25 protein-coding genes are annotated in these 26,178 nt (G+C 64.8%); 11 read left to right on the top strand and 14 right to left on the bottom strand.

Going from position 1 to position 26,178, the window contains the following annotated elements:
- Positions 1 to 96: 96 nt before the first annotated feature.
- Complete coding sequence (locus FDY95_RS04400) at positions 97 to 534, top strand: hypothetical protein (protein ID WP_138075528.1); 438 nt, start codon at positions 97 to 99, stop codon at positions 532 to 534.
- Here FDY95_RS04400 and FDY95_RS04405 read toward each other — a convergent pair.
- Entirely contained in the window at positions 531 to 1,736 is a 1,206-nt protein-coding gene (locus FDY95_RS04405) for a class I SAM-dependent rRNA methyltransferase (RefSeq protein WP_138075529.1), read from the bottom strand. The two genes, FDY95_RS04400 and FDY95_RS04405, sit on opposite strands and share 4 nt — an antisense overlap.
- 359 nt (positions 1,737 to 2,095) lie before the next feature.
- Here FDY95_RS04405 and FDY95_RS04410 point away from each other — a divergent pair, with 359 nt between their 5' ends.
- Complete coding sequence (locus FDY95_RS04410) at positions 2,096 to 2,425, top strand: winged helix-turn-helix transcriptional regulator (protein WP_138075530.1); 330 nt, start codon at positions 2,096 to 2,098, stop codon at positions 2,423 to 2,425.
- A 122-nt stretch (positions 2,426 to 2,547) separates the two neighbouring features.
- Positions 2,548 to 3,024, top strand: coding sequence for a GNAT family N-acetyltransferase (locus FDY95_RS04415; protein WP_138075531.1), 477 nt, complete (start codon positions 2,548 to 2,550; stop codon positions 3,022 to 3,024).
- A 4-nt stretch (positions 3,025 to 3,028) separates the two neighbouring features.
- On the opposite strand, the gene FDY95_RS04420 is transcribed toward FDY95_RS04415, so the two are convergent.
- Positions 3,029 to 3,481 (bottom strand): SRPBCC family protein, encoded by a 453-nt coding sequence (locus FDY95_RS04420; protein ID WP_138075532.1) that lies wholly within the window; start codon positions 3,479 to 3,481, stop codon positions 3,029 to 3,031.
- Positions 3,482 to 3,563: 82 nt separating this feature from the next.
- On the opposite strand from FDY95_RS04420, the gene FDY95_RS04425 reads away from it, so the two are divergent.
- Positions 3,564 to 4,637 (top strand): aminotransferase class I/II-fold pyridoxal phosphate-dependent enzyme, encoded by a 1,074-nt coding sequence (locus FDY95_RS04425; protein WP_138075533.1) that lies wholly within the window; start codon positions 3,564 to 3,566, stop codon positions 4,635 to 4,637.
- 110 nt (positions 4,638 to 4,747) lie between these two features.
- Here FDY95_RS04425 and FDY95_RS04430 read toward each other — a convergent pair whose 3' ends face one another.
- The 5 genes from FDY95_RS04430 to FDY95_RS04450 form a co-directional block, all read right to left on the bottom strand.
- On the bottom strand, positions 4,748 to 4,960 hold the full coding sequence (locus tag FDY95_RS04430; protein ID WP_138075534.1) for a hypothetical protein: 213 nt from the start codon (positions 4,958 to 4,960) through the stop codon (positions 4,748 to 4,750).
- Positions 4,961 to 5,009: 49 nt separating this feature from the next.
- Positions 5,010 to 7,940 (bottom strand): DEAD/DEAH box helicase, encoded by a 2,931-nt coding sequence (locus tag FDY95_RS04435; protein ID WP_138075535.1) that lies wholly within the window; start codon positions 7,938 to 7,940, stop codon positions 5,010 to 5,012.
- A gap of 209 nt (positions 7,941 to 8,149) precedes the next feature.
- Complete coding sequence (locus tag FDY95_RS04440; protein WP_138075536.1) at positions 8,150 to 9,382, bottom strand: ABC transporter permease; 1,233 nt, start codon at positions 9,380 to 9,382, stop codon at positions 8,150 to 8,152.
- Between the two features lie 81 nt (positions 9,383 to 9,463).
- Positions 9,464 to 10,273: a class I SAM-dependent methyltransferase gene (locus FDY95_RS04445; protein ID WP_138075537.1), complete on the bottom strand. Its 810-nt coding sequence runs from the start codon at positions 10,271 to 10,273 to the stop codon at positions 9,464 to 9,466.
- 115 nt (positions 10,274 to 10,388) lie between these two features.
- On the bottom strand, positions 10,389 to 10,802 hold the full coding sequence (locus FDY95_RS04450) for a ribosome-binding factor A (protein ID WP_138075538.1): 414 nt from the start codon (positions 10,800 to 10,802) through the stop codon (positions 10,389 to 10,391).
- Positions 10,803 to 11,070: 268 nt separating this feature from the next.
- Here FDY95_RS04450 and FDY95_RS26210 point away from each other — a divergent pair, with 268 nt between their 5' ends.
- The gene (locus FDY95_RS26210) at positions 11,071 to 12,495 is read left to right on the top strand and encodes a hypothetical protein (protein ID WP_171025529.1); all 1,425 of its coding nucleotides are present in this window, start codon (positions 11,071 to 11,073) and stop codon (positions 12,493 to 12,495) included.
- A 161-nt stretch (positions 12,496 to 12,656) separates the two neighbouring features.
- Here the strand turns inward: FDY95_RS26210 and rpiB are convergent, their stop codons facing one another.
- From rpiB to FDY95_RS04470, 3 genes are all read right to left on the bottom strand, one after another.
- Positions 12,657 to 13,091, bottom strand: coding sequence for a ribose 5-phosphate isomerase B (rpiB, locus tag FDY95_RS04460; RefSeq protein WP_171025530.1), 435 nt, complete (start codon positions 13,089 to 13,091; stop codon positions 12,657 to 12,659).
- A gap of 143 nt (positions 13,092 to 13,234) precedes the next feature.
- On the bottom strand, positions 13,235 to 14,110 hold the full coding sequence (gene tatC / locus FDY95_RS04465) for a twin-arginine translocase subunit TatC (protein ID WP_246073924.1): 876 nt from the start codon (positions 14,108 to 14,110) through the stop codon (positions 13,235 to 13,237).
- 125 nt (positions 14,111 to 14,235) lie between these two features.
- Positions 14,236 to 15,531: a serine hydroxymethyltransferase gene (locus FDY95_RS04470; RefSeq protein ID WP_138075539.1), complete on the bottom strand. Its 1,296-nt coding sequence runs from the start codon at positions 15,529 to 15,531 to the stop codon at positions 14,236 to 14,238.
- Between the two features lie 232 nt (positions 15,532 to 15,763).
- Here FDY95_RS04470 and FDY95_RS04475 point away from each other — a divergent pair, with 232 nt between their 5' ends.
- Entirely contained in the window at positions 15,764 to 17,053 is a 1,290-nt protein-coding gene (locus FDY95_RS04475) for a tetratricopeptide repeat protein (RefSeq protein ID WP_138075540.1), read from the top strand.
- A gap of 173 nt (positions 17,054 to 17,226) precedes the next feature.
- Here FDY95_RS04475 and FDY95_RS04480 read toward each other — a convergent pair whose 3' ends face one another.
- From FDY95_RS04480 to FDY95_RS04495, 4 genes are all read right to left on the bottom strand, one after another.
- Positions 17,227 to 19,770 (bottom strand): hypothetical protein, encoded by a 2,544-nt coding sequence (locus FDY95_RS04480; RefSeq protein ID WP_138075541.1) that lies wholly within the window; start codon positions 19,768 to 19,770, stop codon positions 17,227 to 17,229.
- Between the two features lie 526 nt (positions 19,771 to 20,296).
- Positions 20,297 to 20,998: a metallophosphoesterase gene (locus FDY95_RS04485; RefSeq protein WP_138075542.1), complete on the bottom strand. Its 702-nt coding sequence runs from the start codon at positions 20,996 to 20,998 to the stop codon at positions 20,297 to 20,299.
- 158 nt (positions 20,999 to 21,156) lie between these two features.
- Positions 21,157 to 21,378, bottom strand: coding sequence for a hypothetical protein (locus FDY95_RS04490; protein ID WP_138075543.1), 222 nt, complete (start codon positions 21,376 to 21,378; stop codon positions 21,157 to 21,159).
- 60 nt (positions 21,379 to 21,438) lie between these two features.
- Positions 21,439 to 22,035 carry a hypothetical protein gene (locus FDY95_RS04495; RefSeq protein WP_138075544.1) on the bottom strand — a complete coding sequence of 199 codons (597 nt, stop codon included), beginning with the start codon at positions 22,033 to 22,035 and terminating at the stop codon, positions 21,439 to 21,441.
- A gap of 137 nt (positions 22,036 to 22,172) precedes the next feature.
- Between FDY95_RS04495 and FDY95_RS04500 the strand changes: the two genes are divergently transcribed.
- The 5 genes from FDY95_RS04500 to FDY95_RS04520 all read left to right on the top strand — a co-directional run bounded on the left by FDY95_RS04500 (position 22,173) and on the right by FDY95_RS04520 (position 26,177).
- The gene (locus FDY95_RS04500; protein ID WP_138075545.1) at positions 22,173 to 22,754 is read left to right on the top strand and encodes an NADAR family protein; all 582 of its coding nucleotides are present in this window, start codon (positions 22,173 to 22,175) and stop codon (positions 22,752 to 22,754) included.
- 24 nt (positions 22,755 to 22,778) lie between these two features.
- Positions 22,779 to 23,033 (top strand): 4a-hydroxytetrahydrobiopterin dehydratase, encoded by a 255-nt coding sequence (locus FDY95_RS04505; RefSeq protein ID WP_138075546.1) that lies wholly within the window; start codon positions 22,779 to 22,781, stop codon positions 23,031 to 23,033.
- Positions 23,034 to 23,410: 377 nt separating this feature from the next.
- Positions 23,411 to 24,109 (top strand): 16S rRNA (cytidine(1402)-2'-O)-methyltransferase, encoded by a 699-nt coding sequence (gene rsmI, locus FDY95_RS04510; protein WP_138075547.1) that lies wholly within the window; start codon positions 23,411 to 23,413, stop codon positions 24,107 to 24,109.
- A complete protein-coding gene (gene lnt, locus FDY95_RS04515; protein WP_138075548.1) occupies positions 24,078 to 25,745 on the top strand; it encodes an apolipoprotein N-acyltransferase in 1,668 nt (555 codons plus the stop codon). Before rsmI ends, lnt begins: the two co-directional genes overlap by 32 nt.
- 84 nt (positions 25,746 to 25,829) lie before the next feature.
- Complete coding sequence (locus FDY95_RS04520) at positions 25,830 to 26,177, top strand: hypothetical protein (RefSeq protein WP_138075549.1); 348 nt, start codon at positions 25,830 to 25,832, stop codon at positions 26,175 to 26,177.
- Position 26,178 lies beyond the last annotated feature (1 nt).

Consider the following 26,178-nt stretch of genomic DNA (forward strand, 5'->3'; position numbering starts at 1 on the left):
GTTTCACCACTGCGGGGCAACGTGCCGCCCGCAGGCGCGCCTTGCCGCGTTATTCCCACGCAGCCCGTAGCTTCGCGCCGCTCTATTCCGCGACTTATGACCAACTACTTACTGCTGGCGGCCGGCCTGCTGCTGACCTGGCCTGCGGCGGCCCAAACGCCCGCCAAGGCCGCTAAACCGGCACAGATGGCGGCTGCCACTCCGACCCGCGCCCTGCTCAAAGGCACTTGGCAATCAGCCGATGACAATGACTTTCTGCTCGTCATTACCGATAAGCAGTACATCGAGCGGTACGCCGGCCAGCCCGACGAAGCCCGCTCCCTGCGCGTGCTCGACCGCGCCTGCGACGCCGCGCCGGGCACCAAATCGAACGGCAGCCTGTACCTGCAAACCACCGCGGCCGACAACATGTGCTACTACCTGGTGGGCGTGACGGCCACCCGGCTGCAGCTGAGCCCGGTGGGCGGGCGCGGCAACACGCTCACCTTCAAGCGCGTGACGCAATCGGCCAGCAAGCGACTGGGTATGCCCTAGTCGACGGCCAGCACCAGGCCCTTCAGGTACTCGCCCTCGGGGTGGAAGAGGCTCACGGGGTGGTCGGCGGGCTGGGTGAGGCGGTGCAGGATGCGTGCCGGGCGGCCCGCCTCGATGGCGGCGGCCATGATGGCGCCCTCGAACAGCTCCATGCTCACCACCTGCGAGCAGCTGAAGGTGAACAGCAGCCCGCCGGGCGCAATCTGCTTGATGCCGGCCACGTTCAGGCGCTTGTAGCCCATCAGGGCGTTGTGGCGGGCCGAAAGGTGCTTGGCAAAGGCCGGCGGATCGAGCACGATGAGGTCGTACTGGTTGTGGCGGTCCTTGAGGAAGGTGAACACGTCCTGGGCGTAAGCCTCGTGCTTGTCCTGCAGGCCGGTCAGCTCGGCGTTGCGGTTGGTCAGCTCGATGGCTTTCTTGCTGGAGTCGACGGAATGCACCAGTTCGGCCCCAGCCTGCAGGGCGTACACCGAGAAGCCGCCGGTGTAGCAGAACGTGTTCAGCACCCGCCGGCCGGGGGCGTAGCGGGCCAGCAGGGCGCGGTTGTCGCGCTGGTCGATGAAGAAGCCGGTTTTCTGGCCCGTTTCCCAGTCCACGGCGAAGCGGTGGCCGTTTTCCTCCACCACGTGCTCCTGGCCGCTGCTCTGGCCGAACAGGTAGTCGTTCTGGGCACCGGGCGCGGCCTTGGCAGGCACGGTTTCGCTGCTCTTGTCGTAGATGGCGCGCAGGCCGGGCACCACCTGCTGCAGGGCCGCGGCAATGTGCGGGCGCGCTTGGTACATGCCCGCGCTGTGGGCCTGCACCACGGCCACGTCGCCGTACACGTCGATAATCAGGCCGGGCACCCCGTCGCCCTCGGCGTGCACGAGGCGGTACACGTTGGTGGCACCCTGGCCCCCGAGATTCGACCCGAGGCCCAGGCTGTGGCGCAGCCGGTAGGCGTTGCCCAGCTTCTGCACCCAGAACTGCTCGTCGATGGGGGCCGCGTCGCCGAAGCTGAGCATGCGCACGGCAATGGAGCCGGGCGCGTAGTGGCCCTGGCCCAGCAGCTCGCCGTTGTGGGCGTACACCGCCACCACCTGGCCCTCTACCACTTCGCCCTGCAGGCGGGCTATGGCGCCCGAAAACACCCAGGGGTGCAGGCGACGCAGGGATTGATCTTTACCAGGCTTGAGGGTGACGGAGGCAGCGGGTTGAGGCATAGACGAGGCAAACGCGAACGAAGGACCGCAAAGTTCGCCAACCGCGGCCGGACGAGCACGCCACCCACCGGAAATCAAGGGTCGGCCCCTCTATTTCCAGGGTCTGCCCCCCGATTTCGATCTAAAAAGAGTCGATTTCGACGGTTCGACCCTCGAAATCGAGCAAAAAAGGGCTGATTTCGGGAAGTAGGCCCTCGATTTTGAGCAAAAAAGAGCCAATTCCGAGGGTCTATCCGTCCAAATCGGAGTAAAAAGGGTCGATTTCGAGGTGCTAGCCTTCGATTTCGGACCGGCCTGGGGCGGTGGCGGGCTATGTCGGTGGCCGCCACTGCTGCGGGCGTTTTGCGTACACTCGCGGCATGGACAATCCCATCGACGCGCTGGTGCACTGCATCAAGGGCAAGCACAAGGCCGACATCCTCATCTTCCTGAACCCGCAGCCCCGCCGCTTCAGCGAGGTGCGCCGCCACTTGGGTGAGGCCGTCAGTGAGCGGATTCTGACCAAGCAGCTGCGCGAGCTGGAAGCCGCCGGCCTGGTGCGGCGCGAGGTATTTCCGGAGGTGCCGCCGCGCGTCGAGTACAGCCTGACCCCGCACGGCTACACGCTCTGCCCGGTGCTCAAGCAGATGTGGCACTGGGGCCGCAGCCACCAGCGCGAAAAAATAGCGACGGCCGTCAGCCGGAATTAAGGCCCCAGCCGGCGCCCGCGGCCCAAAACTTACCCCGGTGTAAGTAGCCTGCCGCGGCGGTGCGTTCTTGCGCCGTGCCTGGCGGCGGCCGTCCTTCGCGGCCTCATTTCGTTTTTCCGCCGATGCATACGCCCGCTGCCCCCACCGTCGAAATCCTGCCCTACGAATCCACTCACCAAGCCGCCTTCCGCGACCTGAACGTGGCGTGGATTACGCGCTACTTCGTGCTCGAAGACCTGGACCGCCGTATGCTCGACGACCCCGAGGGCTACATTCTGCGCCCCGGCGGCCACATCTTCATGGCCCGGCACGCGGGTGCCATAGTTGGTACCTGCGCCCTCATCAAGGAGCACGAGGGCGTGTACGAGCTGGCCAAGATGGCCGTGACGCCCGCCGCGCAGGGTCTGGGCATTGGCTGGCTGCTGGGGCAGGCCGCCATTGCCAAAGCCCGCGAAATAGGAGCCCGGGAAATCGAACTGCTCTCCAACCGCAAGCTGGCCCCGGCCCTGAGCCTGTACCGCAAGCTGGGCTTCGAGGAGGCCCCGCTGCCCGCCTCGGAATATCAGCGCGCCGACATCCGCATGGTGCTGCCGCTGTAGGCCCTTACCGACCCGCGCCGAAATACCGCCGGTAAATGGGCCGCCGCCAGGCAAACTGCGCCCACACCGCGGGCCGCAGCAGCCCGTCGAGCAGGGGCGAGGCGGTGCGATACTCCAGGTCTTCCACGATGACGCAGCCACCGCCGGGGCGGGCTTCGAGCAGGTGGCGGTGCCGCCAGAAGCGCAGCGGGCCGGGCAGCTGTTGGCCCTCGTCCACGAAATAGCGTCCGCCGCCGGGCAGCTCGCCGTGCTCGGTGATGAGCGAGGTCCAGCGCCCGAAGCCGAGCGGGCCCAGGTGCAGCTCAATTTCCACCACGTCACCGCGCTGGCAGCCGTCGAAGCGCAGCAGACGCATCTGGGGCAGAGGCGGGGCCAGGTCGAGGAAGAGCTGGCGGGTGAAGCCGGCCCACACCTCGGCGGGCGACTGGGCAACGGCGGTGCGGAGCAGGAGGTGCATACAGGGGGCTAACTGCGAATCCGGGGCGGAAGTTGGGTTCGGTGGCGTAAAAGCGCGTATGTTGAAGCCAATTGCTCTGCCTATGCTCCCCGTCGACCACCTGCCCGGCCGCACCCTGCTGGCACCCGATGGCCGCCAGTACCTGTTCTGCAGCGGTACCGGCTACCTCGGCACGGCCCGCAACCCGGCCTTTGCCGCCCTGCTGGCCGAGGGGCTGAGCCGCTACGGCACCAACTACGGTGCCTCGCGCCACGGCCCGCTGCAGCTGCGCGTCTACGACGATGCCGAAGCCTTCCTGGCCGCCTGGGTGGGCCTGCCGGCGGCCCTCACGGTGTCGTCGGGTTACCTGGCGGGGCAGATGGCGGTGAAGGCCCTGGCCCGCGCCGGCCGCTTCGAGTACGTCCCCGGTACCCACCCGGCCGCCTGGCTCACCGAGCACCCCGCCCCCGTAGGCACCACCCGCTCCTTCGACGACTGGGCCCGGCACCTGCTGCGCCGCCTGCAGCACGAAACGCCCGAGCCCGTCGTCATCGTCACCAATTCCCTGGACCCATTGCGGGTGCAGCGCTACGACTTTCAGTGGACCCACGCGCTGCCTACCGACCGCCCCGTCACCCTGCTCATCGACGACTCGCACGGCCTGGGCGTCATCGGCCCCGACGGCGCGGGCATCCGGAGCGAAATCGAGGTGGCGCCGAGCGTGCGGCTGGTTGTCGTCAGCTCCCTGGCCAAGGCCTGCGGCGTGCCCGGCGGCGTGGTGCTGGCCGATCAACGCTTCATCGAGGAGCTGCGGCGCAGCGCGTTTTTCGGCGCCTCTTCGCCAGTGGTGCCGGCCTACCTGTACGCCTTCGTGCAGGCCCAGCCGCTGTACCGCGAGGCGCGGGCGCAGCTGATGGCCAACGTGCAGCAGTTTCAGGCCGCCACGACCGGGCTGGGGCTGTTTCAGTCGGCGCCCGGCTTCCCGGTGTTCTACGCTACGGATGCCGCACTGGCGCCGTTCATGGAGCAGCGCGGCGTGCTGATTTCCAGCCTGAATTATCCCACCCCGAACGACCCGCCGATTACCCGCGTGGTGCTATCGGCCCTGCATACCCGCGAAGATGTGGCGCGGGTAGCGGAGCTGAGCGCGGAATTCATGGCGCAACGGCAGCCGTAACAGAAAACCGGCCATGCTTGCGCGCTGCGCCGGTCTGCTGTTGCGGCCAGGTTTGCGGGCTTGGTTTCTGCCGACAATCGGTGTCGAAGCCCTTACGAATTAATGCCCCGCTACTGCGGCAAAAACCAGTGGATGTAGCCGCAGTTGGCGCACACGTAGCAGCGCGCCGAGGGGTTGGTCCATTCCAGGTCGAAGAAGGTGGCCACGGCCGTGTGCAGCTGCACGTCGCGGCCCCAGAACGCCTCGTGGCGACACACCTGGCACTGCAGGCGCTGCCCGTTAATGGCCACGTTGGTGGGTTCGGATTTGCTGAATAAGCCCATAGGGAAAAGAGTAGTTGATAGGCCTGCTAGTTACGACGCCGGCCGCATTCTACCCCAACAGCTCCTCAATATCCTCCTTGGTCAGGGTCTTGATAATGGCCTCGTCGGTGGTTATCAAATCCGACACCAGCTGAATCTTGCGGTTCTGCAGGGCCAGAATCTTCTCCTCCACCGTGCCCTTAGTGATGAACTTGTAGGTAAACACCGTGCGCTCCTGCCCGATGCGGTGGGCGCGGTCCACGGCCTGGGCTTCCACGGCCGGGTTCCACCACGGGTCGAGGATGAACACGTAGTCGGCCGCCGTCAGGTTCAGGCCCACGCCGCCGGCTTTCAGGCTGATCAGGAACACGCGCAGGTCCTCCGTTTCCTGGAAGCGGGCCACCTCCTTCTGCCGGTCGCGGGTGTTGCCGTCGAGGTAAGCGTACTCGATCTGCTTTTCGTCGAGGGCGTGCCGCACGATTTCCAGATGCTTCACGAACTGACTAAAAACCAGCACCTTGTGCCCCTCCGACACCACGTTGCGAATCATGCGCACCACTTCGCGCAGCTTGCCCGACTCGTGCTCATACTCCGCGTCGGCCATGCGGGGGTGGTTGGCAATCTGGCGCAGCTTGGTCAGGCCCTGCAGCAGCATAAACTGGGTGCTGGCCGTGCCGTGCTCCTCAATGCTCTGCAGAATCTTGTTGCGGTAGTAGCTCTTGGTTTCCTCGTAGCAGCTCTGCTGCTCCTCGGTCATGCGGCAGTAGCTCAGGTTCTCAATCTTCTCCGGCAGCTCGGTGGCCACCTGGGCCTTGTGCCGGCGCAGGATGAAGGGCTTGATGAGCGCGTGCAGGCGCTTGGTCTTCACCTCGTCCTTCTCCTTCTCGATGGGCTTGAGAAACTCCTTGCGGAAGAAGGCCTGGGAGCCCAGCAGCCCGGGGTTGATAAACGACATCTGCGACCAGAGGTCCATGGTGCTGTTTTCCACCGGCGTGCCCGTCAGGATCAGGCGGTGGCGCGAGTGCAGATGCCGCACCGCCTGCGAGGTCGTCGACGAGGGGTTCTTGATGGCCTGCGACTCGTCCAGAATCACGTAATCGAACTTGTAGGCGCGCAGCAGCTCCGCGTCGAGTCGCACGATGCCGTACGAGGTCAGGATCAGGTCGTAGTCGGCAAACTGCTCCACGTTCTTGTCGCGGTAGGTGCCGGTATAGGTCAGGATGCGCAGGTTCGGGGTGAACTTCTGCGCCTCGCTCAGCCAGTTGTACACCAGCGAGGTGGGCATCACCAGCAAGGACGCCGCGCCGCCGGCCGCGCCGCTTTCCACCCGCTGCATCAGCATGGCCAGCGTCTGAATGGTTTTGCCCAGGCCCATGTCGTCGGCCAGGCAGCCGCCGAAGTGGTAGTCCTGCACGAAATGCAGCCAGTTGTAGCCGGCCTGCTGGTAGGGCCGCAGCGTGCCGCGGAAACCCGCCGGCAGTGGTTTGTCCTCCACCACCTCGAAGCCGCGCAGCCGCTCCAGCTTTCTGGACATGGTCACCGTGGCCAGGTTGCCGTTTTCCAGATCCGACACCAGCGCGACGTGGTGCTTCTTGAGCGTGAGCGAGTGGTGGTGCTCCTCCGAAAAGGCGAACAGCTCCAAGTACTGCGTAAACCACTCCTCCGGGATGATGGCAATCTGCCCGTTGGGGAGCTTAAACTCGTGGCGCTTCTGCAGAATGTAGGGCCGCAGCTTCACGAAGGGAATTTCAAACTCCCCGAAGCGCACCGTGCCGTGAATGTCAAACCAGTCGTTGTTTTCGGTGATGCCGACGTTGACGGTGACCGTGCCGATAAAGTAGTCCTTGCCCGACGAGGAGCCCTGCTGCACCGTGAAGCCCAGCCGGGCCAGCTCCTCGGCGTGCGAGTGCAGCCACTTGAAGGCGGTGGCTTTTTCGAGCACGGCGCGGCCGTTGCGCACTTCCAGCGCCCGGTCCTGTAGCTCCCGGATGAACACCTGCTCGTTTTCCAGGTCCCGAATCAGGCGGTGGAACACGTAGGAATCCGAGGTCTTTTCCAGCTGCACGCTCACGCGTTTGTCGTGGTTGCGCACGATGTGGTTGCCGTACTGGAAAGCCACGTCGAAATGAATCTGCTCCCCGCTGGCGTCGGTGATGGTGCTGCGGCGGTTGTCCTCCGGGGCCTCGTAGCCGATACCGGCGGGCACGTCGGAGAAAATGAGGTGGGGCTTGGCCTGGTAGCGCTCCGAGCGGATGTCGAAGCCGCGGGCGTGCACGTCGAACGACTCCACCAGCGGGGCCACGAAGCGCTGGTAGTAGCTGTCCTCCACCTGCCGCGGAATGATGATAAACTTCTTCGTCAGAAAGGGGCTTAGCTTTTTGCCGTCCACCTCGTTGCGGAAGTTGTGGAGCACCCCGTCGAGCAGCATCCAGGCGGGCTGGCAGCACACCATCACCGCGTCGCGCTGCTGAAAATCGAGGCGCTGCCCGCGGTACTGAATGGTGGGGAAGTAATGGGTATTCTCGGGGTTGCGACGGAAGTGGAAGAGCACCGAGGCCGGCTCGGGTGCCACCTGAATTTCCTTCCAGGTCGGTTCGCCGTCCTTGCCCATGATAAACACCAGCTTGCCCTGCAGCCGCTCCAGAATCTGGCCCATGCGATTCTGCACGTACTGGCTGATGCGCTCCTGCAGCGCTTTATCGCCCTTCTCCTGGTCGTACTGCTTGAGGAAGAAATCGGCCGGGGTCGTTTTCTTGGCCCAGAATTCCTTTATAACCGCGTCCTGCTGAATCTGGTCGGTCAGGGCAATCAGCTCGAAGTCGCGCGCGTCGAGGCCGTCGGCGAATTCCGCCGCGTTCATGGCCGACACATTCTGGTGCTGCAGCGTCAGCTGGCCCTTAGGGCTGAGCTGAACGACGTAAGACTCAAACAGGTAGCCCAGATACTCGTGCGCGAGCAGCGAGTAAACTATTTGAAAAGGCTGTGCGGTAGAAACCTTCATGGCAGCAGCAACAAAGCAACGTCGAATGTAGGAACAAATGCTAAAATCCTGACTTTTTCGGAAAAAGTAAAATAAATTCTAACAATAATTATATTAATCTCATAAGCAATTGATTATCACCGGGTAAAAGACAGGTCACCCCGGCCACTTACCTGAAAAAAGCCCCAAAGGTTGCGTTTTGGCCGCCCGAAATTGCCTGGGCGCCCGGCCTAAAGATTCTCGCGCAGGTCGATTTGCGGCGCGTTCAGCGCGGGCCGGATGGATACGGCAATGGTAATGAACACGATGGCCACGCCCACCCATAGCACGTCGGAGGCCTGCATTTTCACCGGGTAGGAATCGACCACGCTGGTGGCCATGCCCATCGACACCAGCCCGAAGCGCTGCTGCAGCCAGCAGATGCTCACGCCCAGTGAGAGGCCCACCACCGCGCCCACCTGGGCCACGATGGCGCCTTCCATCAGGAACACGCGCCGGATGATGTTGGGCGTGGCGCCCATGGCCATGAGCACGGCCACGTCCTTGCGCTTGTCGATGACCAGCATCGAGAGCGAGAAGAAGATGTTGAGCGAGGCAATGAGCAGGATGAAGGCGAAGGTGATGAACACGAACATCTTCTCCACCTTGATGGCCTTGAGCAGTGACACGTGCTGCTCGTCGGAGTCGAGCACGGCGTAGCCGGAGCCGAGCACCTGCTTCAGCTCGGCTTTCACGTCTTCCAAGGCCCGTTTCGGGCCCACTTTCACTTCCAGGGCGGTGCGGCGGTTGCCGTAGCGCAGCAGGCGCTGGGCAAAGTCCAGCGGCACGAAGATGTAGCTGTCGTCGACGTGCTGCTCGATGGCGAAGACGCCGCCGGCGAGGATGGGCTCTTGGTTGAAGGCCGTTTCGGGGTTGAAGCTCAGCGTCTTTTTGCCCGGCGTGTTGCGCGGGTAGAGCAGCTGCAGGGGCGCAAAGCGGTTTTCGAGCGCAATGCTCAGCTCGTGCTGCACGCCGGCCCCGATCAGGGCAAAGTCCTCGCCGTTGCGGCGCAGCTGGTGGGTGCCGTCGACGATGGCTGAGTCGATTTCGCTTTGTTTGTAGTAATTCTCCGAAACGCCCTTCACCTTCACCACCATCTGCCGCTCGTGGTAGCGCAGCAGGGCGTTGTCCTCGATGACCTCGGTGACGAGCTGCACGCCGGGCACGGTGCGCAGGCGGTTCACGAGGAAGGCGTCGACCGGGAAGCTTTTGCCCTGCACGGCGGTGATTTTCAGGTCGGGGTCCGATTTGCCGTAGAGCGAGCGGACGAGGTCTTCGAGGCCGTTGAACACCGACAGCACGATGATCAGCGCCATAGTACCCACGGCCACCCCGATCATCGAGATGTTGGAGATGATGCTGATGATGTTGCGCTTTTTCTTCGAGCGGAAGTAGCGCCAGGCTATCAGGAAAGGGACGTTCATGCGGCAGAGGCAGGCCCGCAACGCGGGCAGCGGATTACAAGTATCCGGCCGGTAGCTTACGAGGAACTACCGGCCGGGTTCTTATTTCCATGCTTTCACAATCAGGCCCGTGCCCGAATCGTGGCGTGAGGTGCTGTCGAGCCAGTTTAAGACCAAGCAGATAGGGAAGGTGACGAGGTAGTAGAAGGGCAGCAGGATGAAAAACGCCTTCGACATGCCCAGCATCAGGATGGGCCACTTCATGGAGAGGCGCCAGGAAATCTGCCCGGGCAGGCCGTACGAGTACTTGGCCTCGATGCGGTCGAAGCCGGCGGTGCGCAGCTTCTGCTGAATTTCGTCGATGTTGTAGCCGTCGCGCACGTGCTCCTCGATGAAGCTGGCATCGTCGGCGCCGTGCACGTCGGAGCCGCCCTGGTCCGAAGGCGTGCTGATGATGAGCATGCCACCATCCTTGAGCGAGGCGTGCAGGTTGGTCATCACCTCCACGTCTTCCAGGATGTGCTCCATCACGTCGATGCTCAGGGCGAGGTCAAACGAGTTGGGCTGCTGGTAGAGCACCAGGTCCTGCACCGCGAACTGCACGTTGCGCCGCCCGATCTGGCGGAAGAAGTTGTTCGAGTCGGCCACCTGCTCGTCCTTCACGTCGACGGCCAGGATCTGCCACTTCTCGCTCAGGCCCGACAGCCAATAGGTGTACTGGCCGTAGCCGGCGCCGGCGTCGAGGATGTTTTGGGGCTGGTCGCGGCGGCCCTGGGCCCACTGGCGCAATTCGCGGTGTACGTGCCAGGTGCGGAGCAGCAGCAGGTCGAGCAGGTTATAAAACAGCCGGCGCAGCCAGGGCGTGCGGTTGAACACGTTGCCCAGGGAGCGTTTGATCGGGTCGTAGTGCAAGGGGAGGAAATGGTGAGATAGTGAAATGGTGAAATGGTGAGTTTGATGTTCGGAAGGCCGGTACCGCGCAGACTGCGCAGCCAGAACGGCACTCACCATCTCACCATTTCGCCGCTTAGTCTTCGTCGGCAAACAGGCGCGGGCGCGGGGGCTGGTCGTCGTCTTCGGGCGGCGCGGGCGGGATGTTCAGGTCCGTGATGACCTTGTCCATGTGCGTGGCGTAGGCGGCCGAGTTGTCGAGGAAGAAGCGCAGGTCGGGCACCACGCGCATCTGGTTGCGCACGCGCTTGGCCAGGGCGAAGCGGATGTCCTTGGTGTGGTCCTGAATCAGCTGCACCTGCTCCTGCGGGTTCTGGGCCAGCAATACGCTCAGGTACACGCTGGCCACGCCCAGGTCGGGGCTCACGCGCAGGGCGGTGATGCTCGGCGGCAGGGTGCCGGCAAAAAGGTGCGGCAGGTCGCGCCGGAACACCTCGGCCAGCTCTTTAGTGAGCAGGCTGGCGAATTTCTGCTGTCGTTTGCTATCCATAGAATGTGCAAAGGTAAAAGGAGTTTAAGAGTTAAGGAGTTTGGGAGTTATCGAGTTTCGACGGGGGCAGCCATTCGGTGACGAGCCGGGGCCAACGCCCGGCGTCACGCGGGAGCCGGGCCTAGTCAGCCGCCAAGACGTTCATGCGGGCGCGGCGCGGTGGTGGCGTTACCTTTGGCGGACGGAGGGGCGAGCCGGCGGGCGTCGTTGCCGGAACGGCAGAATTCTCAGCTCACCCACTCCTAAACTCTCTAACTTCCAAACTGCGTTGCTCGAGTTTTTCCGAAGTACGCTCCCCACCCGCCTGGTGCTGCTGATTCTGCTGGCGCTGGGCCTGCGCCTGCCGCTGCTGTGGCTGGGCGAGGTGCCATTGAGCCTGGCCGAGCTGCGCGGCTGGGTGGTGGGCGAGAAGCTGCACGCCGGCGCCCTGCTCTACCGCGACGTGTACGACCACACCGCCCCGCTGGCCGCGGCCATCTACGCCCTGCTCGACCTGGCTTTGCCGCGCTCCTGGTTTCTGTACCGACTTCTGGCCCTGGTGCTGGTGCTGGCCCAGGCCGTGCGGCTGAACCAGGTGCTGAACCGCTACAACGTGCACCCCGAGCGCGGCTACCTCGCGGCCCTGACCTATGTGCTGCTGGCCAGCGTGTCGGCCGAGCTGGATACGCTTTCCCCGCTGCTCATTGGGCAGACGTTTGCCGTATTTGCCCTCAGCGCCCTGCTACCTACCACGCGGGAAGGCTACGACAGCAGCCGCCTGTTCCGGGCGGGGTTTCTGCTGGGGCTGGCGGCGCTGAGCTTCCTGCCGCTGGCCTGGCTGCTGCTGCTGGGCTTGTTTGCCGTTATCAGCTTCGCGGCCAACACCTTCCGCAGCTTCCTATTGCTGCTCTGCGGCTTTGCCTTCCCCTACGCGGCCGTGGCCACGTTCTTCCTCTACACCGACGCGCTGCCGCAGTTCCGGCAGCTGCACCTGGAGCCCATGCTCAACTGGGCCGCCGCCGCCGATGCCCTGCCCGCCCGCCTGCAGCTGAGCTTGCTGCTGGTGCCGGGCGCGGTCATTGCGCTGGCCTTGCTGCGCATGTTTACCTCCTCGCTGGGCCTGGTGTTTCAGGTGAAGTTTCAGCAGCTGATGCTGGTGTGGCTGGCCGTGGCGCTGGTTATCGGGGCGGCGCTGCGGGGGCTGGCGCCGGGGCTGCTGGCGGGGCTGCTGGCGCCGGCCGCGTACTTCTGCCTGTTCCTGTGGCAGCGCACGCGCCGGATCTGGATTGCCGAGGTGCTGCTGCTGGCCGTCATCGGGGCGGTGGTGGCGGTGCGCTACCGCGCGGTGCTGCCGCTGCAGGCAGTAGTACACCTACCCAAGGAAGCCGACTACGCCGCCAAACCCGACCCGCGCTACGCGGTGCTGCGCGGGCAGCAGGTGCTGGTGCTGGGCCTCAACCGCCGCATCTACGTCGACAACTACGCCGGCACGCCCTACGTGGACTGGGCCCTGGCCCGCCGCGACTTCCGCCACCTCAACGAGTACACCGCCGTGGTGCGCCTGGCCGAAAACCTGCCGAATCCGCCCACTTACGTCATCGACGAAACCGGCCTGCTGCCCGAGCTGCGCTACAAGCTGCCCCACATCTTCGGCCGCTACGAGCGCACCGGCACGCCCCGGGTGTTTCGGCTCAGTGGTGAGGTGGTGAAATAGTGAACTGGTGAGTTTGACGTTCTGATATTTCCCAATGCGCAAACGGCCCCGGCAACTGTGGTTGCCGGGGCCGTTTGCGCATGATTTAATGAGGTCAGAGCCGCGCAGCTTGCGTAAGCAGAACGTCAACTCACCCTTTCACCACCTCACTATCTCACCACCTAGCAAGCGTCAATCTTGCCGACGCGGGTCTGGTGGCGGCCGCCTTCGAAGGCGGTATTCAGGAAGTCGTGGGCAATCTGCTTGGCGGCGTCTTCGCTCACGTAGCGGGCGGGCAGGCAGAGGATGTTGGCGTTGTTGTGCTGGCGGGCTAGCTGGGCCAGCTCGGGCAGCCAGGCAATGGCGGCGCGCACGCCCTGGTGCTTGTTGGCGGTGATGCACACCCCGTTGGCCGAGCCGCAAATCAGAATGCCTTGCTCGAACTCGCCCTTGGCCACGGCCGCGGCCAGCGGGTGGGCGAAGTCCGGGTAATCAGCCGATTCGGCGGAGTAGGTGCCGAAGTCCTTCACGTCGTAGCCCTGTTCTGTGAGCCAAGGCTTGAGCAGTTCCTTGTAAGCAAACCCGGCGTGGTCGGAGCCGATGGCGAGAGGTTTCATTGGTTCAATGTGGTTGAATGGGATGGAATGTGCGGAATGTGCGGAATGGATCAAAAGGAAAATGTGCTGAAGTGCCTGGCCGTTTTATCGACTCTGGCACATCAGCACATTTTTCACATTCAACCACATTTTCACATTAACCGTCAGGCAATGCCCTGATTATCGGCCAGCTCCTGGTTGAGCCGGCTCACGTCCTTGCGACGCACCACGCGGGCAATGTGGATACTCAGCTCGTACAGCGCCAGGATGGGCACCGTCACGATGAGCTGCGACGACACATCGGGCGGGGTGATGATGGCGGCGATGATGAGGATGACCACAATGGCGTGCTTGCGGTACATGCGCATGATTTCGTGGGTAATCAGCCCGGCCTTGGCCAGGAAGAACACAATCATGGGCAGCTCGAACACGAAGGCGCACGACAGGGTCATCGTGGTGAGCGTGGAGAGGTAGCTCTGCAGGTCAATCTGGTTTTCGATGGTCGGGTCGACCACGTAGCCGGCCAGGAAGTTGATGCTCAGCGGCGAGGCCACGTAGTAGCCGAACAGCAGCCCGCAGATGAACAGGATGGACACGAAGAACACCGCCCCGCGGGAGTTGGCCCGCTCGTGCGGATACAGGCCCGGGCTGATGAAGCGCCACAGCTCCCAGAACAGGTACGGAAAGCCCAGCACCAGCCCCACCGTAAACGAGGTACTTAGGTGCATGGCCAGCTGCCCGCTCATCTCGCGGTTCTGAATCACGAAGCCCACGTCCGTCATGCACAGGTCGGGCGCGTTGATCATCTTCCCGACGCGGCAGAACATCTGGTAGGTCCAGAAATCGGGCCGCGAGGGGCCCAGAATCAGGTCGTGAAACAGGAAGTCCTTGGCCAGAAAGGCGCCGGTGGCAAACACCAGCACCGCAATGGCGGCCCGGATGATGTGCCAGCGCAGCGCCTCCAGGTGGTCGATAAAGGACATTTCAGCCCCTTCGGCCGCGGCACGGTTCTGCTGAAATTTTTGGGTAGGAGACTCCAAAGGTGAATCGGTGAATGAGTGAATGAGTGATGGAGTAAATGAGCCTGGGAAGCCAGATACGAGAACTAACCGTAAATCGGCCTCACTCATTCGCTCATTCACTCATTCACTCATTGGTTTCAACGCTAGGCGTTGAACAGCGGCCGCTCGCTCATCAGGGCGTTGACCTGACGGCGGACTTCCGCGATGCGCGAGTCGTTGTCGTGGTTCATCAGGGTCTGGTCGATCAGGTCCACCACCGTGTCCATGTCGGCTTCCTTCAGGCCGCGGGTCGTCACGGCGGCCGAGCCGATGCGCATGCCCGAGGTGACGAACGGCGACTTGTCGTCGAAGGGCACCATGTTCTTGTTGATGGTGATGTCGGCCTTGATGAGCGTGTTTTCGGCCAGCTTGCCGGTCAGGCCCTTCGAGCGGAGGTCGATGAGCATCAGGTGGTTGTCGGTGCCGCCCGAAATGATCTGGTAGCCGCGGTCCACGAAACCCTTGGCCAGCGCTTGGGCGTTCCGGATGATCTGGCGGGTGTAGTCGGCGTAATTGTCGGTCAGCGCCTCGCCGAAGGCCACGGCCTTGGCGCCGATGACGTGCTCCAGCGGGCCGCCCTGGGTGCCGGGGAACACCGCCCCGTCGAGCACCGACGACATCGTCCGGATTTCGCCCTTCGGCGTCTTCAGGCCCATCGGGTTTTCGAAGTCCTTGCCCAGCATAATCATGCCGCCGCGGGGGCCGCGCAGGGTTTTGTGGGTGGTCGTCGTCACGATGTGGCAGTGCTCAAACGGGTTGTTGAGCAAACCCTTGGCGATGAGGCCGGCCGGGTGCGAAATGTCGGCCAGCAGCAGGGCGCCCACCTCGTCGGCGGCTTCGCGCAGGGCCTGGTAGTCCCAGTCGCGGGAGTAGGCCGAGGCGCCGCAGATGATAAGCTTGGGCTGCTCGCGGCGGGCGGTTTCCTTCACCTTTTGCCAGTCGATGCGGCCGGTTTCGGGCTCCACGCCGTAGAACGAGGGCTGGTAGAGCTTGCCGGAGAAGTTCACCGGCGAGCCGTGCGTGAGGTGGCCGCCGTGGCTCAGGTCGAAGCCGAGAATCTTGTCAGCGGGCTTGAGGATGCCCAGCATCACGGCCGCGTTGGCCTGGGCGCCCGAGTGCGGCTGCACGTTGGCCCACTCCACCCCGAACAGCTCCTTCACCCGGTCGATGGCCAGCTGCTCGATCTGGTCGACGATTTCGCAGCCGCCGTAGTAGCGCTTGCCGGGCAGGCCCTCGGCGTATTTGTTGGTCAGGATGGAGCCCTGCGCCTGCATCACCTGCTCCGAGACAAAGTTTTCCGAAGCAATGAGTTCCAGGCCGTGGGTTTGCCGTTCCTTCTCCTGGCGGATCAGGTCAAACACAACGGTATCGGGGGCGAGGGTACGGGTCGTGGTTTCCATGCGCCAAAGGTAGGCAGCCGCCGATGAGGAACGAAGCCGCCGGTAGCAGCAATTGCCGGACGCGCCCGCCCATTGCCCACCAAAAAGCCCGGATATTCGGGCCACTGCCCGCGCTGTCGTATCTTATTGGCTAACCGAAAGCCTACCTCAGCCGTTATGACGCCGGACCCGCCGCCGCGTGCCCCCGTTTCGGGCACTTCGTTCCTCCTACCTTGACCTTCCTTCGCCTCCCGTGAGCACTCCTCTCTCGGCCAATCTGGCCCGCCTGCGCACCGGCACCCTCACGCCCCTGACCGACTTCTACGGGCAGCAGCGCGACGTTTTTGCCCGCTGGGCGCGGCGGCAGTTCGGCACCCCGGCCGAGCAGGCCCACGCCGTGCTGCGCGAGCGGCTGCTCTCCTTCTACGACGAAGTCAACGACGGCCGCCTCACCAGCTGGCCCGCCGACCTGCGCGGCCACCTCTACGGCGCGGCGCGGCAGGTGCTTACCGCCCGAGCCACCAACACGGCCCTGCCCGAGGAAACGCCGCTGCCCACCGCCGAGGCCGCCCGGCGGCAACTGGTGCTGCGCACGCTGCTACAGCTGCCGCCCGACAGCCAGCTGGTGCTCCACCAGTTCTACTTCCGCGGCTCCAACTTCGAGACGCTGGCCGGCAAGCTCGGCTACGCCAACGCCGGCGTGGCCCGCCGCCAGAAGTCCGAAGCCCTGCGCAAGCTGTTTGAGGCCCTGAACCGCGCCGGGGCGGGCGGCTCGGCCGAATTGCTGGCCCACCTGCCCGCCGTAGAGCGCAGCTCCGACGGGGTGCTCGACCCCGCCGCGCAGGATGACTTCGACGCCCAGCTGCTCGTCGACGGGGAGCTGCGGCAGGCTTGCCTGGCCTACGAGCAGTACACCGCCGACCTGCGTTGGGCCGCCGGCCGCGAAAACCTGCGCCTGCGCCTCGACTCCCTGGACCGGCGCGTGGCCCAGCGCACGGCCGCCCAGCAGCGCATCCGCCAGCGCCAGCAGCGCCAGCGCCTGCGCCTCGGCCTGATCGGGGCGGGCGTGCTGGCCCTGCTGATTACGGCCGTGGTCCTGTTCTGGCCCCACCGCGACAACAACGCCCGCGCCTGGCAGGATTACGACACGCCCGACCCCGGCCTGACCGAAGCCCAAACCGATGGCCGCCCCCTGCTGGCCCAAAGCATGCAGCTCTACCGCCAGGGCAGCTACCCCGCCGCCCTGCACATGCTGCGCCGCCTGCCCGCCACGGCCGTGGGCCAGGACACTTTCCTCTACTACAACGGCCTGATGCTGCTGCGCCAAGAGCAGCCCGACCAGGCCGAAAGCTACTTCCAGCGCGTGAGCCGCCTGCCCAATTCGGCCCTGACCGGCCGGGCGCAGTACTACCTCGGCCTGAGCTACTGGCAGCAGCAGAAGCTGCCCCAGGCCCGCGCCGCCTTGGCGCAAGCCGCCCAAGACCCCGGCAATCCGCACCAGGGCAAAGCCCGCGAAGCCCTGCGCAGCGGGGCGCTGCGCTAATCACTCGGCCGCACTTGCGCCGCAGTCCGGGAAACGGCTGCAAACAATAAACCCGTCCGGAGCGGCAGATGCCCCGGACGGGTTTCCCTTCAACCAACCAAGATTCTGGTTGCCAGTTGCGAGTTGCCAGTCTGTTCTAGCAACTCGCAACTGACAACTTGCAACTAACAACTCTATTTCCGCACCACACGCTGCTGGTAGCGCTGCCCATCGACGGAGGCGGTGAGCAGGTAGTTGCCGGCGGGGCACTGCGGGGCCACGCGCAGGCGGGCCGGGCCAGCCATTACCTCCTGCTGCTGCGTCCACACCACCCGGCCCAGGGCGTCGGTCAGGGTGAGCACGGCGTTGCCGGAGCCGGGCGCCAGCAGCTCCACGTCGAAGGTCTGATCAAACGCGGTGGGAAAGGCGGCCAGCGTCGGGCGGTTGTCGAAGCTGACGGTGCGCGGGCCGTAGTAGGTTTCGCGGCCGTCGCGGTCCTGCTGGCGCAGGCGGTAGTAGCGCAGCCCCTGCTTGCCGGTTTCGGTATCCACGTAGCGGTAGTCACGGGCCACGATGGCGTTGGGCGTGGGGCTGGCCACGAAAGCCAGCTGCCGGAAATGGTGCCCGTCGGTGGATACTTCCACCGCGAAGCCCCGGCTGTTTTCCTCGGTGGCGGTGCTCCACGTCAGCACGGCGGCCTGCTGCTGGCGCTGGGCGCGGAAGGTCGTCAGGCCCACCGGCAGCACCACGTTCTGCTCACCCAGTGTCCAGCGCGAAAAGCCATCGACGCCGCTGAGCTGGGCAAAGCCCGCGCCGCTGCTGCTGATGCCCTTGTATTCCCAGGTGCCGCCGCCGTTCGTCGATTTGAAGAAGCGCAGGTCGGTGGCCGTCAGTCCGTTCAGCTCGTTGCTGAGGTAGTCGAAGCGCATATCCACGTTCAGGCCGGTGCTGACGCCCGCCGCGATGTCGAAGTAGCGCTTGAGGGCGGGCGTGCCGTTGATGGTGGCGGCCGTGCCGGTGGTGCGCACCACGGTGGTCAGGCCCGGCAGCAAAGAGCCGGTAGCGGGGGTCAGCGTCAGGCCCACGTTGCCGAAGATTTCGGCCTGCCCGCTGCGGGGCGTGCGGCGGGCTTCCACGCGGCCGAGCACGTAGCTGGCGGCCGTTTCCGAAAGCAGGGCGTCGGCGTTGAGGCGGATTTTGTTGGGGCCCGTGTCGAGGACGCCGCCGTTCATCACCAGGTTGTTGGCCAGGGTCACGTCGTCGGTGAGGGTTTTCACACCCGCGCCGCGCACTTCCAGGTTGTAGTACAGGCCGCCGCCCACGAGCTGCGGGCCCGAGCCCGTGAGCAGCACGCCGCCGGTGGTGCAACTGAACACGCCAGTGTTGTTCAGGTCGCCCTTCACTTCCAGGTTGCCCAGCGTCTGGGCGAAGGCACCGGAGTTGGTGAAGTCGCCGTTGACGATGATGTCGCCGCCGGTGTGGTTGAGCGTGCCCTGAATGGTGAGGTTGCCCGTCACCACCGTCTGCCCGCTCTGGATGCTCATCACCTGCCCGGGCGCCACCGTGAAGCTGTTGAGCACCGTCTGCGCCTGCGACACCAGCGAATTCACGCCGTCGGTGCCGTTGTTGGTCACGGCCGCCACGGCGTTGGCCGTCAGCTCGCTGCGGCCGCCGGCCAGCAGCAGGGCCTGGAAGGCCTGGGTGCTGGGCTGCGAGAGGCTGATGTTGCGCACCACGTTGTTTTCCACCACGTTGGCCGCCGAGCCGGTGCCCGAGCCGCAGCTCACCACCACGCCCTTGAAGTCCTGCGCGCCGGCATTCACCCACACGGCCCCGCCCGCCTGCGGCCCGGTGCCGCCGATGTAGTTGCCGCTCACCGCGTTGTTGTCGGAGCCCGCGCCGGCCAGGAAGCTGATGGCCGTCTGGGCCGTGGTGGGCGCCGTGGCCAGCGAGTAGTAGAAGCTGTTGTCGCGGATGATCCACCCGTCGCCGTTGCCGCTGCTCACTTTCACCCCGCACTGGGCGTAGTTGGCCAGCTCGTTGCTGAGCAGGGCCACCCGGTCGTTGGCCGCGCTGCCGTTGCCGGCCGCCGCGTACACCAGGTTGGCGGGCAGCAGACCGCTGCCCGCCTGGGCCAGGTAGTTGCCTACCAGCGTATTATCGTCGTTGCCGAGGCTGCTGCCCCCGTCGATTTCGACTACTCCCCCCGCGAGCGAGGCATTATTACCGAGCAGGCGGGCGTCGCGGACGGTGATGTTGCGCGCGTCGGCGGTGAGGGCCACGGTGGGCTGGGCCGTGCCGGGCTGCTGCACCGTTAGCTGGCGGGCACTGCTGCCGTTGTGGCCGCTCAGCGTCACGTAGCGCGTGCCGCCTCCGAAGGTCACCGTGCCGTTGATGACGACGCCGGTGGCGCCGGCCTCGGGTTTGATGGTGAGCGTGTTGGCGGCGCTGCCCACGCGGGCAATCAGCACGTTTTCCTCGAAGGTGCTACCGCTGGTCAGCCGCAGTTCGTAAGGGGCATTCAGCGTGACGGGCACTGCGGCCAGGGCCTGGGTAATAGAAGCGTAAGTACCGCCGTTGCCGACGCGGTAGACCACCGGCGCCTGGGCCTGGGCGCGCTGCACCAGCAGCAGCACCAGCGCCGAGAGCAGCAGCAGCCACATGGCCAACGAGGCCTGTTGGCGCGTCACGCCAGCGGCGCGGCCAGAGTTATCAGGGGAGGGTAAAGTTTGTTTCATGGCTCAGAAGGGCAGGAGGCTAGGTTCAATCGGGGCAAAAGGGTAGCTGCCGACGGCCGAAAAGGCGCCGGAAGTAGCCGGGCTGAGCGAGGTATGCACGCAGCCCGGAGCGGGATTCACCAGAAAACGAGGGGGGAAGTAGTTAAGCTACCATAGGCAGATACCGGAAAAGCAACATTATTCCACTGCCATAACCATACGACAGCCAATGTCACTAACCAAATATAGATGACGGTTCGTTGAATCCTATATTGGGAATGATATTTTTTAACATTATTGATTTGTTGCTCTAATCCACATCAATCAAAATGGGTAAAATATGCTGTTTTTCAATCGTTTTGCCAATTTATGCAGCACAGGCTCGCGCAGAGTAAAATTTACCAATGCTGGGAACACGCCTAACTGACGGGGCCAGGCTATTGTATAACTATTACAATAAAAAACGAAATAACAATTGCACTAACATCTTTCACAAATCAAAAAATAGCATTGTTCAAACCCAGCAAATCCAACTTACCGGCTCGTTTCAACCTCGTCGTGCGATAGGATACCCGGGCTCGATGTTGGCCTGCAGGGTCAGCTCCCAGGTATCCAGATTAAGGGCCGCCAAGTGGCACAGCTCGGGGTTGTGGCGGTACACGCAGCCGGTGTCCAGGTCGATGGCGCCGCTGCGCTTTTCCACCTGCTCGCGCAGGTGCGCTACGGGCTTGGGGTTGTGGCCGTGCAGCAGGCGCTTGCCCTGCAGCCGCGAGGCATCGAACACGAAATCCTTGATGTTGAGCATGGAGTGCTGATCTTGGCGCATCTCGTCGGGCGGCAGGCGGAAGTTGAAGCCGGCGTGGACGAGCACGAAATCGGGGAGGTCCAGCGACAGGGGCAGCGCCTCGATCCAGCGCAGGTAGGGCTCCGGAATGTCCTGGGGGTGCGCCACACCGAAGCTGCCCAGGGTTAGGTTCTGGTCGGCGGGGGAGGCCCAGCCGGCCATGGGACGCCGGCCGCGGGCGGCTTCGAGCAGCTCCAGGTCGTGGTTGCCGAGCACGCAGGGCAGCTGGTAGCCGTCGGCCTGCAGCCGCATCAGGTAATCGAGCACGCCGCGCGAGTCGGGGCCCTTGTTAACGAAGTCGCCGAGCACGTAGAGCGTATCGGCGCGGGTGAGCCGTAGCCGCTCCTCGACGAGGTGGCGGAAGGAGTGCAGGCAGCCGTGCAGGTCGGTAGTGGCGTAGCGCATGATGTATAGGAGTTAGGAGTTAGGAGTTAGGAGTTAGGAGTTAGGAGTTAGGAGTTAGGAGTTAGGAGGCTACGCCGAATGGGTTGTTGGTGGTTGCCCGGCGCCAACAAAAAAGCACCGCCGGGTGGGCGGTGCTTTTGCACGGGAACTGGTTGGGCTTAGTGGCCGCCGCCGTAGCCGGGCTTGTCGATTTCCGGCTTGTCGAGGTTGCGGTTGGGGTGGCGCTGGGGCGCGTCCTCGGCATCCTGCTCGAGGCGGTCCTCAGTCTGGTCGTCGCGCTGGTTGACGGGCAGGCCAGCGGCTTTGGGTTGCTCGGTGGCGGTGGGGCCGCCGGGCTGCTGCTTCGAGGGCTCGTTGCCCTTGCTATTGCTGTGTGACATGGCTAGTGGTGTTTTGGTTGGGGAAAGGCACGATGCCCAGCGGCACCGCGGGCCGCGGGCCTAGAAGCCCTTGGCAATGCCCGATTCCTGGGCATCGGGGTCGGTCAGGTCGGCGTTGGTATCGGGGCGGGCGTCTGAGGCCTTGGAGTTGTAGTCGATGGCCCCGCCAGGGGAGGCGCTCCGGCCGCCCCGCACCCCGTCCGAGTCGGAGGCGTCGTCCTCGTCCTCATCGCCGAAGTCGTCGAGGCGGTCTACCGCGTCGAGGTCGTCGGCGTCGGTGAGGTCTTCGCCGGCGTTGCGGGCGCGGCGCGAGTCGCCGTCCGTTTCGCTGATGGCGTCGGGGAAGCGGCGTGGGTCGAGCACGTCGGGGGTGGGCATGTCCTCGTTGGGCACCACGGGGCGGCCTTCGTCGTCGCCGCGCATGTTGTCGGCGGGGTGGCCGGGCTTGTCGGCGTCTTCATTCACCGACACGGCCGAAATGCCGTCCGAGGAATCGGTGCCGAAGCCCTGCTTGCCGTCACGGTTACCGAAGCCCCCGCGGGCGGCCTCGTTTTTGGGCGGATCGGCGCCGGGAATGATGTGGCCGGCCTGCAGCTCTTCGTCGGTGGTATCGTTGGGTATTTCCCGCACCGGGCGGTTTTTCGGATCGATGGACATGGGCGTTGGTTGTGGGTTGGGAGGGAGTAACGGGTTCTGGGAAGGTGTACTGCGCCCGGGGCGTTTGGGTTGCCGAATGCCGGGCGCTGCGTATGTTGGCGGCGCAACCGACTTCTGGTAGCCGCCAGCCGCCCCTTATGGACCACGAATACCTCGCCGCCGCCATCCGCAGCCTGGACGAGCTGCAGCAGCACCTCGACGCGGGCCACACCGTTAAGTACCTGTTTTTCTGGGGCCACACGCCCGCGCCCGGCGCCACCAGCGTGGGCAAGGAGTGCCTAAGCCAGTGGTACCCGGCGCCCTTCGTCATCGACGGCACGCGCTACCCCACGGCCGAGCACTGGATGATGGCCGAAAAAGCCCGCCTGTTCGGCGACGAAGTCAACCGGCAGGCCATCATCGAGGCCGCCCACCCCGACCAGGCCAAGAAGTACGGCCGGCTGGTGCGGGGCTTCGACGCGGAGCAGTGGGAGGCGGCGCGCTTCGCCATCGTGGTGCGCGGCAACGAGGCCAAGTTCGGCCAGCACCCGGCCCTGCGCGAGTTCCTGCTGGCCTCGGGCACGCGGGTGCTGGTGGAGGCCAGCCCCGTCGACGCCATCTGGGGCATCGGGCTGGCCCAGAACGACCCGCGGGCCCTGAACCCGGCGAGCTGGCGCGGGCTGAACCTGCTGGGCTTCGCGCTGATGGAAGTGCGGGCCCGCCTGCTCCAGCAACCGTAACCGAACCCTTTGTCTTTCCTGCTTATGTGGACCGAAACCGACAACGCGCTGCGCCGCACCTTCCGCTTCAAGGACTTTCAGGCGGCCTTCAGCTTCATGACCGACGTGGCCGAGGAAGCCGAGTACCAGGACCACCATCCCTGGTGGGCCAACGAGTACAACACCGTGGAATTTCGGCTGCGCACCCACGACGCGGGCAACACCGTGACCAAGCGCGACCATAAGCTGGCCGAATCCATCGACAAGCTGGCGGCGGAGTACGGCGGGCAGGTGGTGTAGGCTGTTGGGCGGGCGGTACGAACGGCCGGTTTCCGGAGGTGCCCCTTTTCGTCAGAGGTGTTTTGCTTCGGTCGAGGGGTGTTTTTTCCTGTTCGAAGGGCGTTTTGTCGCCCTCGAGTAGTGTTTTGCGCCCCTCGAAGGGTGTTTTTGGTCGCTCGAAAGGTGTTTTGCCTTGCTCGAAGAGTGTTAGGGACGGCTCGAAGGGTGTTTTGCTTTGCTCGAAAGGTGTTTTTGGTAAGTCGAGAGGTGTTTTGTCTTCCTCGAAAGGTGTTGTGGCTTGCTTAAAAGGTATAGCGGCGGGGGCGAATAGGGTAGCGGCCTGATCGACTGGCATGTGTTCAGCCCTCCGTTCCTCGCCGCGGTCTACCTTTGCTATTATGTCGACTGTCACTCCCGAGCCCGCCGCCCTCTACATCGTGCCCACGCCCATCGGCAACCTGGAGGACATTACCCTGCGCGCCATCCGCATCCTGGGCGAGGTGGACGTGGTGCTGGCCGAGGACACGCGCACCAGCGGGCGGCTGCTGCAGCACCTGAACCTGAAGAAGCCCATGCTCAGCTACCACCTGCACAACGAGCACCAGACGGTGCAGCGGGTGCTCGACCGGCTGGAGAAGGGCGAGCGGATGGCCCTGGTGTCGGACGCGGGCACGCCCGGCATTTCCGACCCCGGCTTTTTGCTGGTGCGGGAATGCCTGGCCCGGGGGCTGAAAGTGGAGTGCCTGCCGGGGGCCACGGCCTTCGTGCCGGCGCTGCTGAAGTCGGGCTTCGGGGCCGAGCGGTTTACCTTCGAGGGCTTTCTGCCGGTGAAGAAGGGCCGGCAGACGCGCCTGCGCGAGCTGGCCCCGGAAACCCGGACGATGATTTTCTACGAGTCGCCGCACCGCATCGTGAAGACGCTGGAGCAGTTTGCCGAGACGTTCGGGCCCGAACGGCCGGCCTCGGTGAGCCGGGAGCTGACCAAGTTGTTTGAAGAAACGGTAACCGAACCGCTGGGCGAGCTGGCCCGGAATTTCGGCGCCCGCACCACCATTAAAGGAGAAATTGTCATTGTCGTTCAAGGACTTCGCGAATAAGCCCTGGCTGCTGACGCTGCTGGGGCCCGTGCTGCTGTGGGTGGGTTGGCCGGTACACCCGGCCCCCGCGCCGCTGCTGCTGTTGGTAGGCTTGGTGCCGCTGCTGCGGCTGGCCCAGGTGCTGCGCGCCCAGGGCGCCAGCGGCGGCCGGTGGTGGCGCTGGAGCTACCTCTACCTGCTGCTCTGGAACGTGCTGACCACCTACTGGGTGGCCTACAGCACGGTGGGCGGCGGCATTGCGGCCAACATTCTCAACGCCGCTCTGCAAAGCCTGCCGCTGCTGGCTTTCTGGCACACGCGCCGCCTGGCGGGCCGGGCGTTGGGCTACGTCTCGTTCGTGGTGTACTGGCTGGCCTTCGAGCAACTGCACCTCACCTGGGATTTGTCGTGGCCCTGGCTGACCTTGGGCAACGGCTTTGCGGCCGTGCCGGGCTGGGTGCAGTGGTACGAGTACACCGGGCAGCTCGGCGGCTCGCTATGGGTGCTGCTGGCGAACCTAGCCATCTTCCGGGCCGCCTTCGGCGCGGCCGAGCGGGTGGAGCTGCCCGCGCAGCACGCCTTCGTGGTGGCGCGCCCGGCGGCCCGGCCTGCGTGGCGCTGGCTGCTGCCGGCGCTGGCCGTGGCGCTGCCGCTGCTGGTGTCCTTCGGCATCGGCAGCCGCTGGCAGGAAAAGGGGCCGGCGGCCGAGGTGGTGGTGGTGCAGCCCAACATCGACCCGTTTGAGGAGAAGTTTGCCGGCACGGCCCGCTACATCACCCCCGAAGACCAGCGCGAGCGGATGATCCGGCTGACGGAACAAACCGTGACGCCCCAAACGCGGCTGGTGCTCTGGCCCGAAACCTCGCTGGAAACCGTGCACTGGGAAAGCCAGCTCGAAGCCAACCCCGACGTGCTGCGCATCCGGCAGCTGCTGGCGGCCCACCCCGGTCTGCGGCTGATTTCGGGCATGACCTCGGTGGGCACTTACCCGAGCAAAGAGCAGGCCTCGGCCACCGCCCGCTACCGCGACGATCTGGGCTTCTACGACCTCTACAACGCGGCCCTGCACGTCGACGGGGCCAGCGGCCCCACGCAGGTGTACCACAAGTCGAAGCTGGTGCCGGGGGTGGAGAAGGTGCCGAGTTGGCTGAACTCGGCCCTGGGCACCATCAACCTGGGCGGCGTGGTGGGCTCCTACGGCAGCCAGGACACGCGCACCGTGTTCCGCAGCCGCGCCGCCGCGCCCGACAGTGCCCTGCGCGTGGCGCCGGTTATCTGCTACGAATCGGTGTACTCCGACTACGTGAGCGAGTACGTGCGCCGCGGCGCCACGCTCATCGGCATCATCACCAACGACGGCTGGTGGTCTGATTCGCCCGGCTACAAGCAGCACCTGCTCTACGGCCGCCTGCGCGCCATCGAGACGCGCCGCGACATTGCCCGCGCCGCCAATACCGGCGTGTCGGCCTTCGTGAACCAGCGCGGCGACATCGTGCAGCAAACCGGGTGGTGGACCCAAGCGGCCAGCCGCTACGTGGTGCACCTCAACGACGAGCTGACCTTCTACGTGCGCCACGGCGAGCTGCTGGGCCCGGCCACGCAGGTGCTGGCGGTGCTGCTGCTGGCGTTTGCGCTGCTGCGGCGCTTCGTGAAATAGTAATTCCTCCATCCTTTCATCCGGCGGCCGCGCGGCAAACCGCAGCCCGGCGTAGTCAAGGACCTCATCCTGCCCCCAACTGCCATGCGCCAGATAGCCCGCGTACCCCAGCCCGCCTCCCACGTGGTGCGGCTGATGATTCACGACTGCGACGACGGGGTGTACCTCTTCGGCTTCGATACGCTGACGGATGGCCGCGGCCTCTGGGACCAGCGGCACGAAACCGTGGCGGCCGCCGAAGCCGCGGCGCAACGCGAATACGGCGTCGCGCCGGGCAGCTGGCAGCCCATTGCCGATCTGCAGGCGCATTGCCAGCAAGACTGGATTGCGCCGGTGCGCACCAAAGGAAGCCCGGAAGGCCAGCCGCAGTACGGCCGGCTCGAAACGCTTGTCAACAACGAATGGGTGGACTTTCACCCCGAACAATTCTGAT

This window comes from Hymenobacter jeollabukensis (genome assembly GCF_005771675.1).
Classification (GTDB): Bacteria; Bacteroidota; Bacteroidia; order Cytophagales; family Hymenobacteraceae; genus Solirubrum; species Solirubrum jeollabukense.

What these genes read in the sequence shown, in the direction of transcription:
- FDY95_RS04430 (WP_138075534.1), bottom strand. Translation starts at nt 4,960, where the DNA reads ATGGGCTTATTCAGCAAATCCGAACCCACCAACGTGGCCATTAACGGG.
- FDY95_RS04470 (WP_138075539.1), bottom strand. Translation starts at nt 15,531, where the DNA reads ATGGAAACCACGACCCGTACCCTCGCCCCCGATACCGTTGTGTTTGAC.
- FDY95_RS04435 (WP_138075535.1), bottom strand. Translation starts at nt 7,940, where the DNA reads ATGAAGGTTTCTACCGCACAGCCTTTTCAAATAGTTTACTCGCTGCTC.
- FDY95_RS04420 (WP_138075532.1), bottom strand. Translation starts at nt 3,481, where the DNA reads ATGCACCTCCTGCTCCGCACCGCCGTTGCCCAGTCGCCCGCCGAGGTG.
- rsmI (WP_138075547.1), top strand. Translation starts at nt 23,411, where the DNA reads ATGTCGACTGTCACTCCCGAGCCCGCCGCCCTCTACATCGTGCCCACG.
- FDY95_RS04425 (WP_138075533.1), top strand. Translation starts at nt 3,564, where the DNA reads ATGCTCCCCGTCGACCACCTGCCCGGCCGCACCCTGCTGGCACCCGAT.
- rpiB (WP_171025530.1), bottom strand. Translation starts at nt 13,091, where the DNA reads ATGAAACCTCTCGCCATCGGCTCCGACCACGCCGGGTTTGCTTACAAG.
- FDY95_RS04450 (WP_138075538.1), bottom strand. Translation starts at nt 10,802, where the DNA reads ATGGATAGCAAACGACAGCAGAAATTCGCCAGCCTGCTCACTAAAGAG.
- FDY95_RS04400 (WP_138075528.1), top strand. Translation starts at nt 97, where the DNA reads ATGACCAACTACTTACTGCTGGCGGCCGGCCTGCTGCTGACCTGGCCT.
- FDY95_RS04490 (WP_138075543.1), bottom strand. Translation starts at nt 21,378, where the DNA reads ATGTCACACAGCAATAGCAAGGGCAACGAGCCCTCGAAGCAGCAGCCC.
- FDY95_RS04440 (WP_138075536.1), bottom strand. Translation starts at nt 9,382, where the DNA reads ATGAACGTCCCTTTCCTGATAGCCTGGCGCTACTTCCGCTCGAAGAAA.
- FDY95_RS04415 (WP_138075531.1), top strand. Translation starts at nt 2,548, where the DNA reads ATGCATACGCCCGCTGCCCCCACCGTCGAAATCCTGCCCTACGAATCC.
- FDY95_RS04480 (WP_138075541.1), bottom strand. Translation starts at nt 19,770, where the DNA reads ATGAAACAAACTTTACCCTCCCCTGATAACTCTGGCCGCGCCGCTGGC.
- FDY95_RS04500 (WP_138075545.1), top strand. Translation starts at nt 22,173, where the DNA reads ATGGACCACGAATACCTCGCCGCCGCCATCCGCAGCCTGGACGAGCTG.
- FDY95_RS04410 (WP_138075530.1), top strand. Translation starts at nt 2,096, where the DNA reads ATGGACAATCCCATCGACGCGCTGGTGCACTGCATCAAGGGCAAGCAC.
- FDY95_RS04485 (WP_138075542.1), bottom strand. Translation starts at nt 20,998, where the DNA reads ATGCGCTACGCCACTACCGACCTGCACGGCTGCCTGCACTCCTTCCGC.
- FDY95_RS04505 (WP_138075546.1), top strand. Translation starts at nt 22,779, where the DNA reads ATGTGGACCGAAACCGACAACGCGCTGCGCCGCACCTTCCGCTTCAAG.
- FDY95_RS04405 (WP_138075529.1), bottom strand. Translation starts at nt 1,736, where the DNA reads ATGCCTCAACCCGCTGCCTCCGTCACCCTCAAGCCTGGTAAAGATCAA.
- FDY95_RS04520 (WP_138075549.1), top strand. Translation starts at nt 25,830, where the DNA reads ATGCGCCAGATAGCCCGCGTACCCCAGCCCGCCTCCCACGTGGTGCGG.
- FDY95_RS04495 (WP_138075544.1), bottom strand. Translation starts at nt 22,035, where the DNA reads ATGTCCATCGATCCGAAAAACCGCCCGGTGCGGGAAATACCCAACGAT.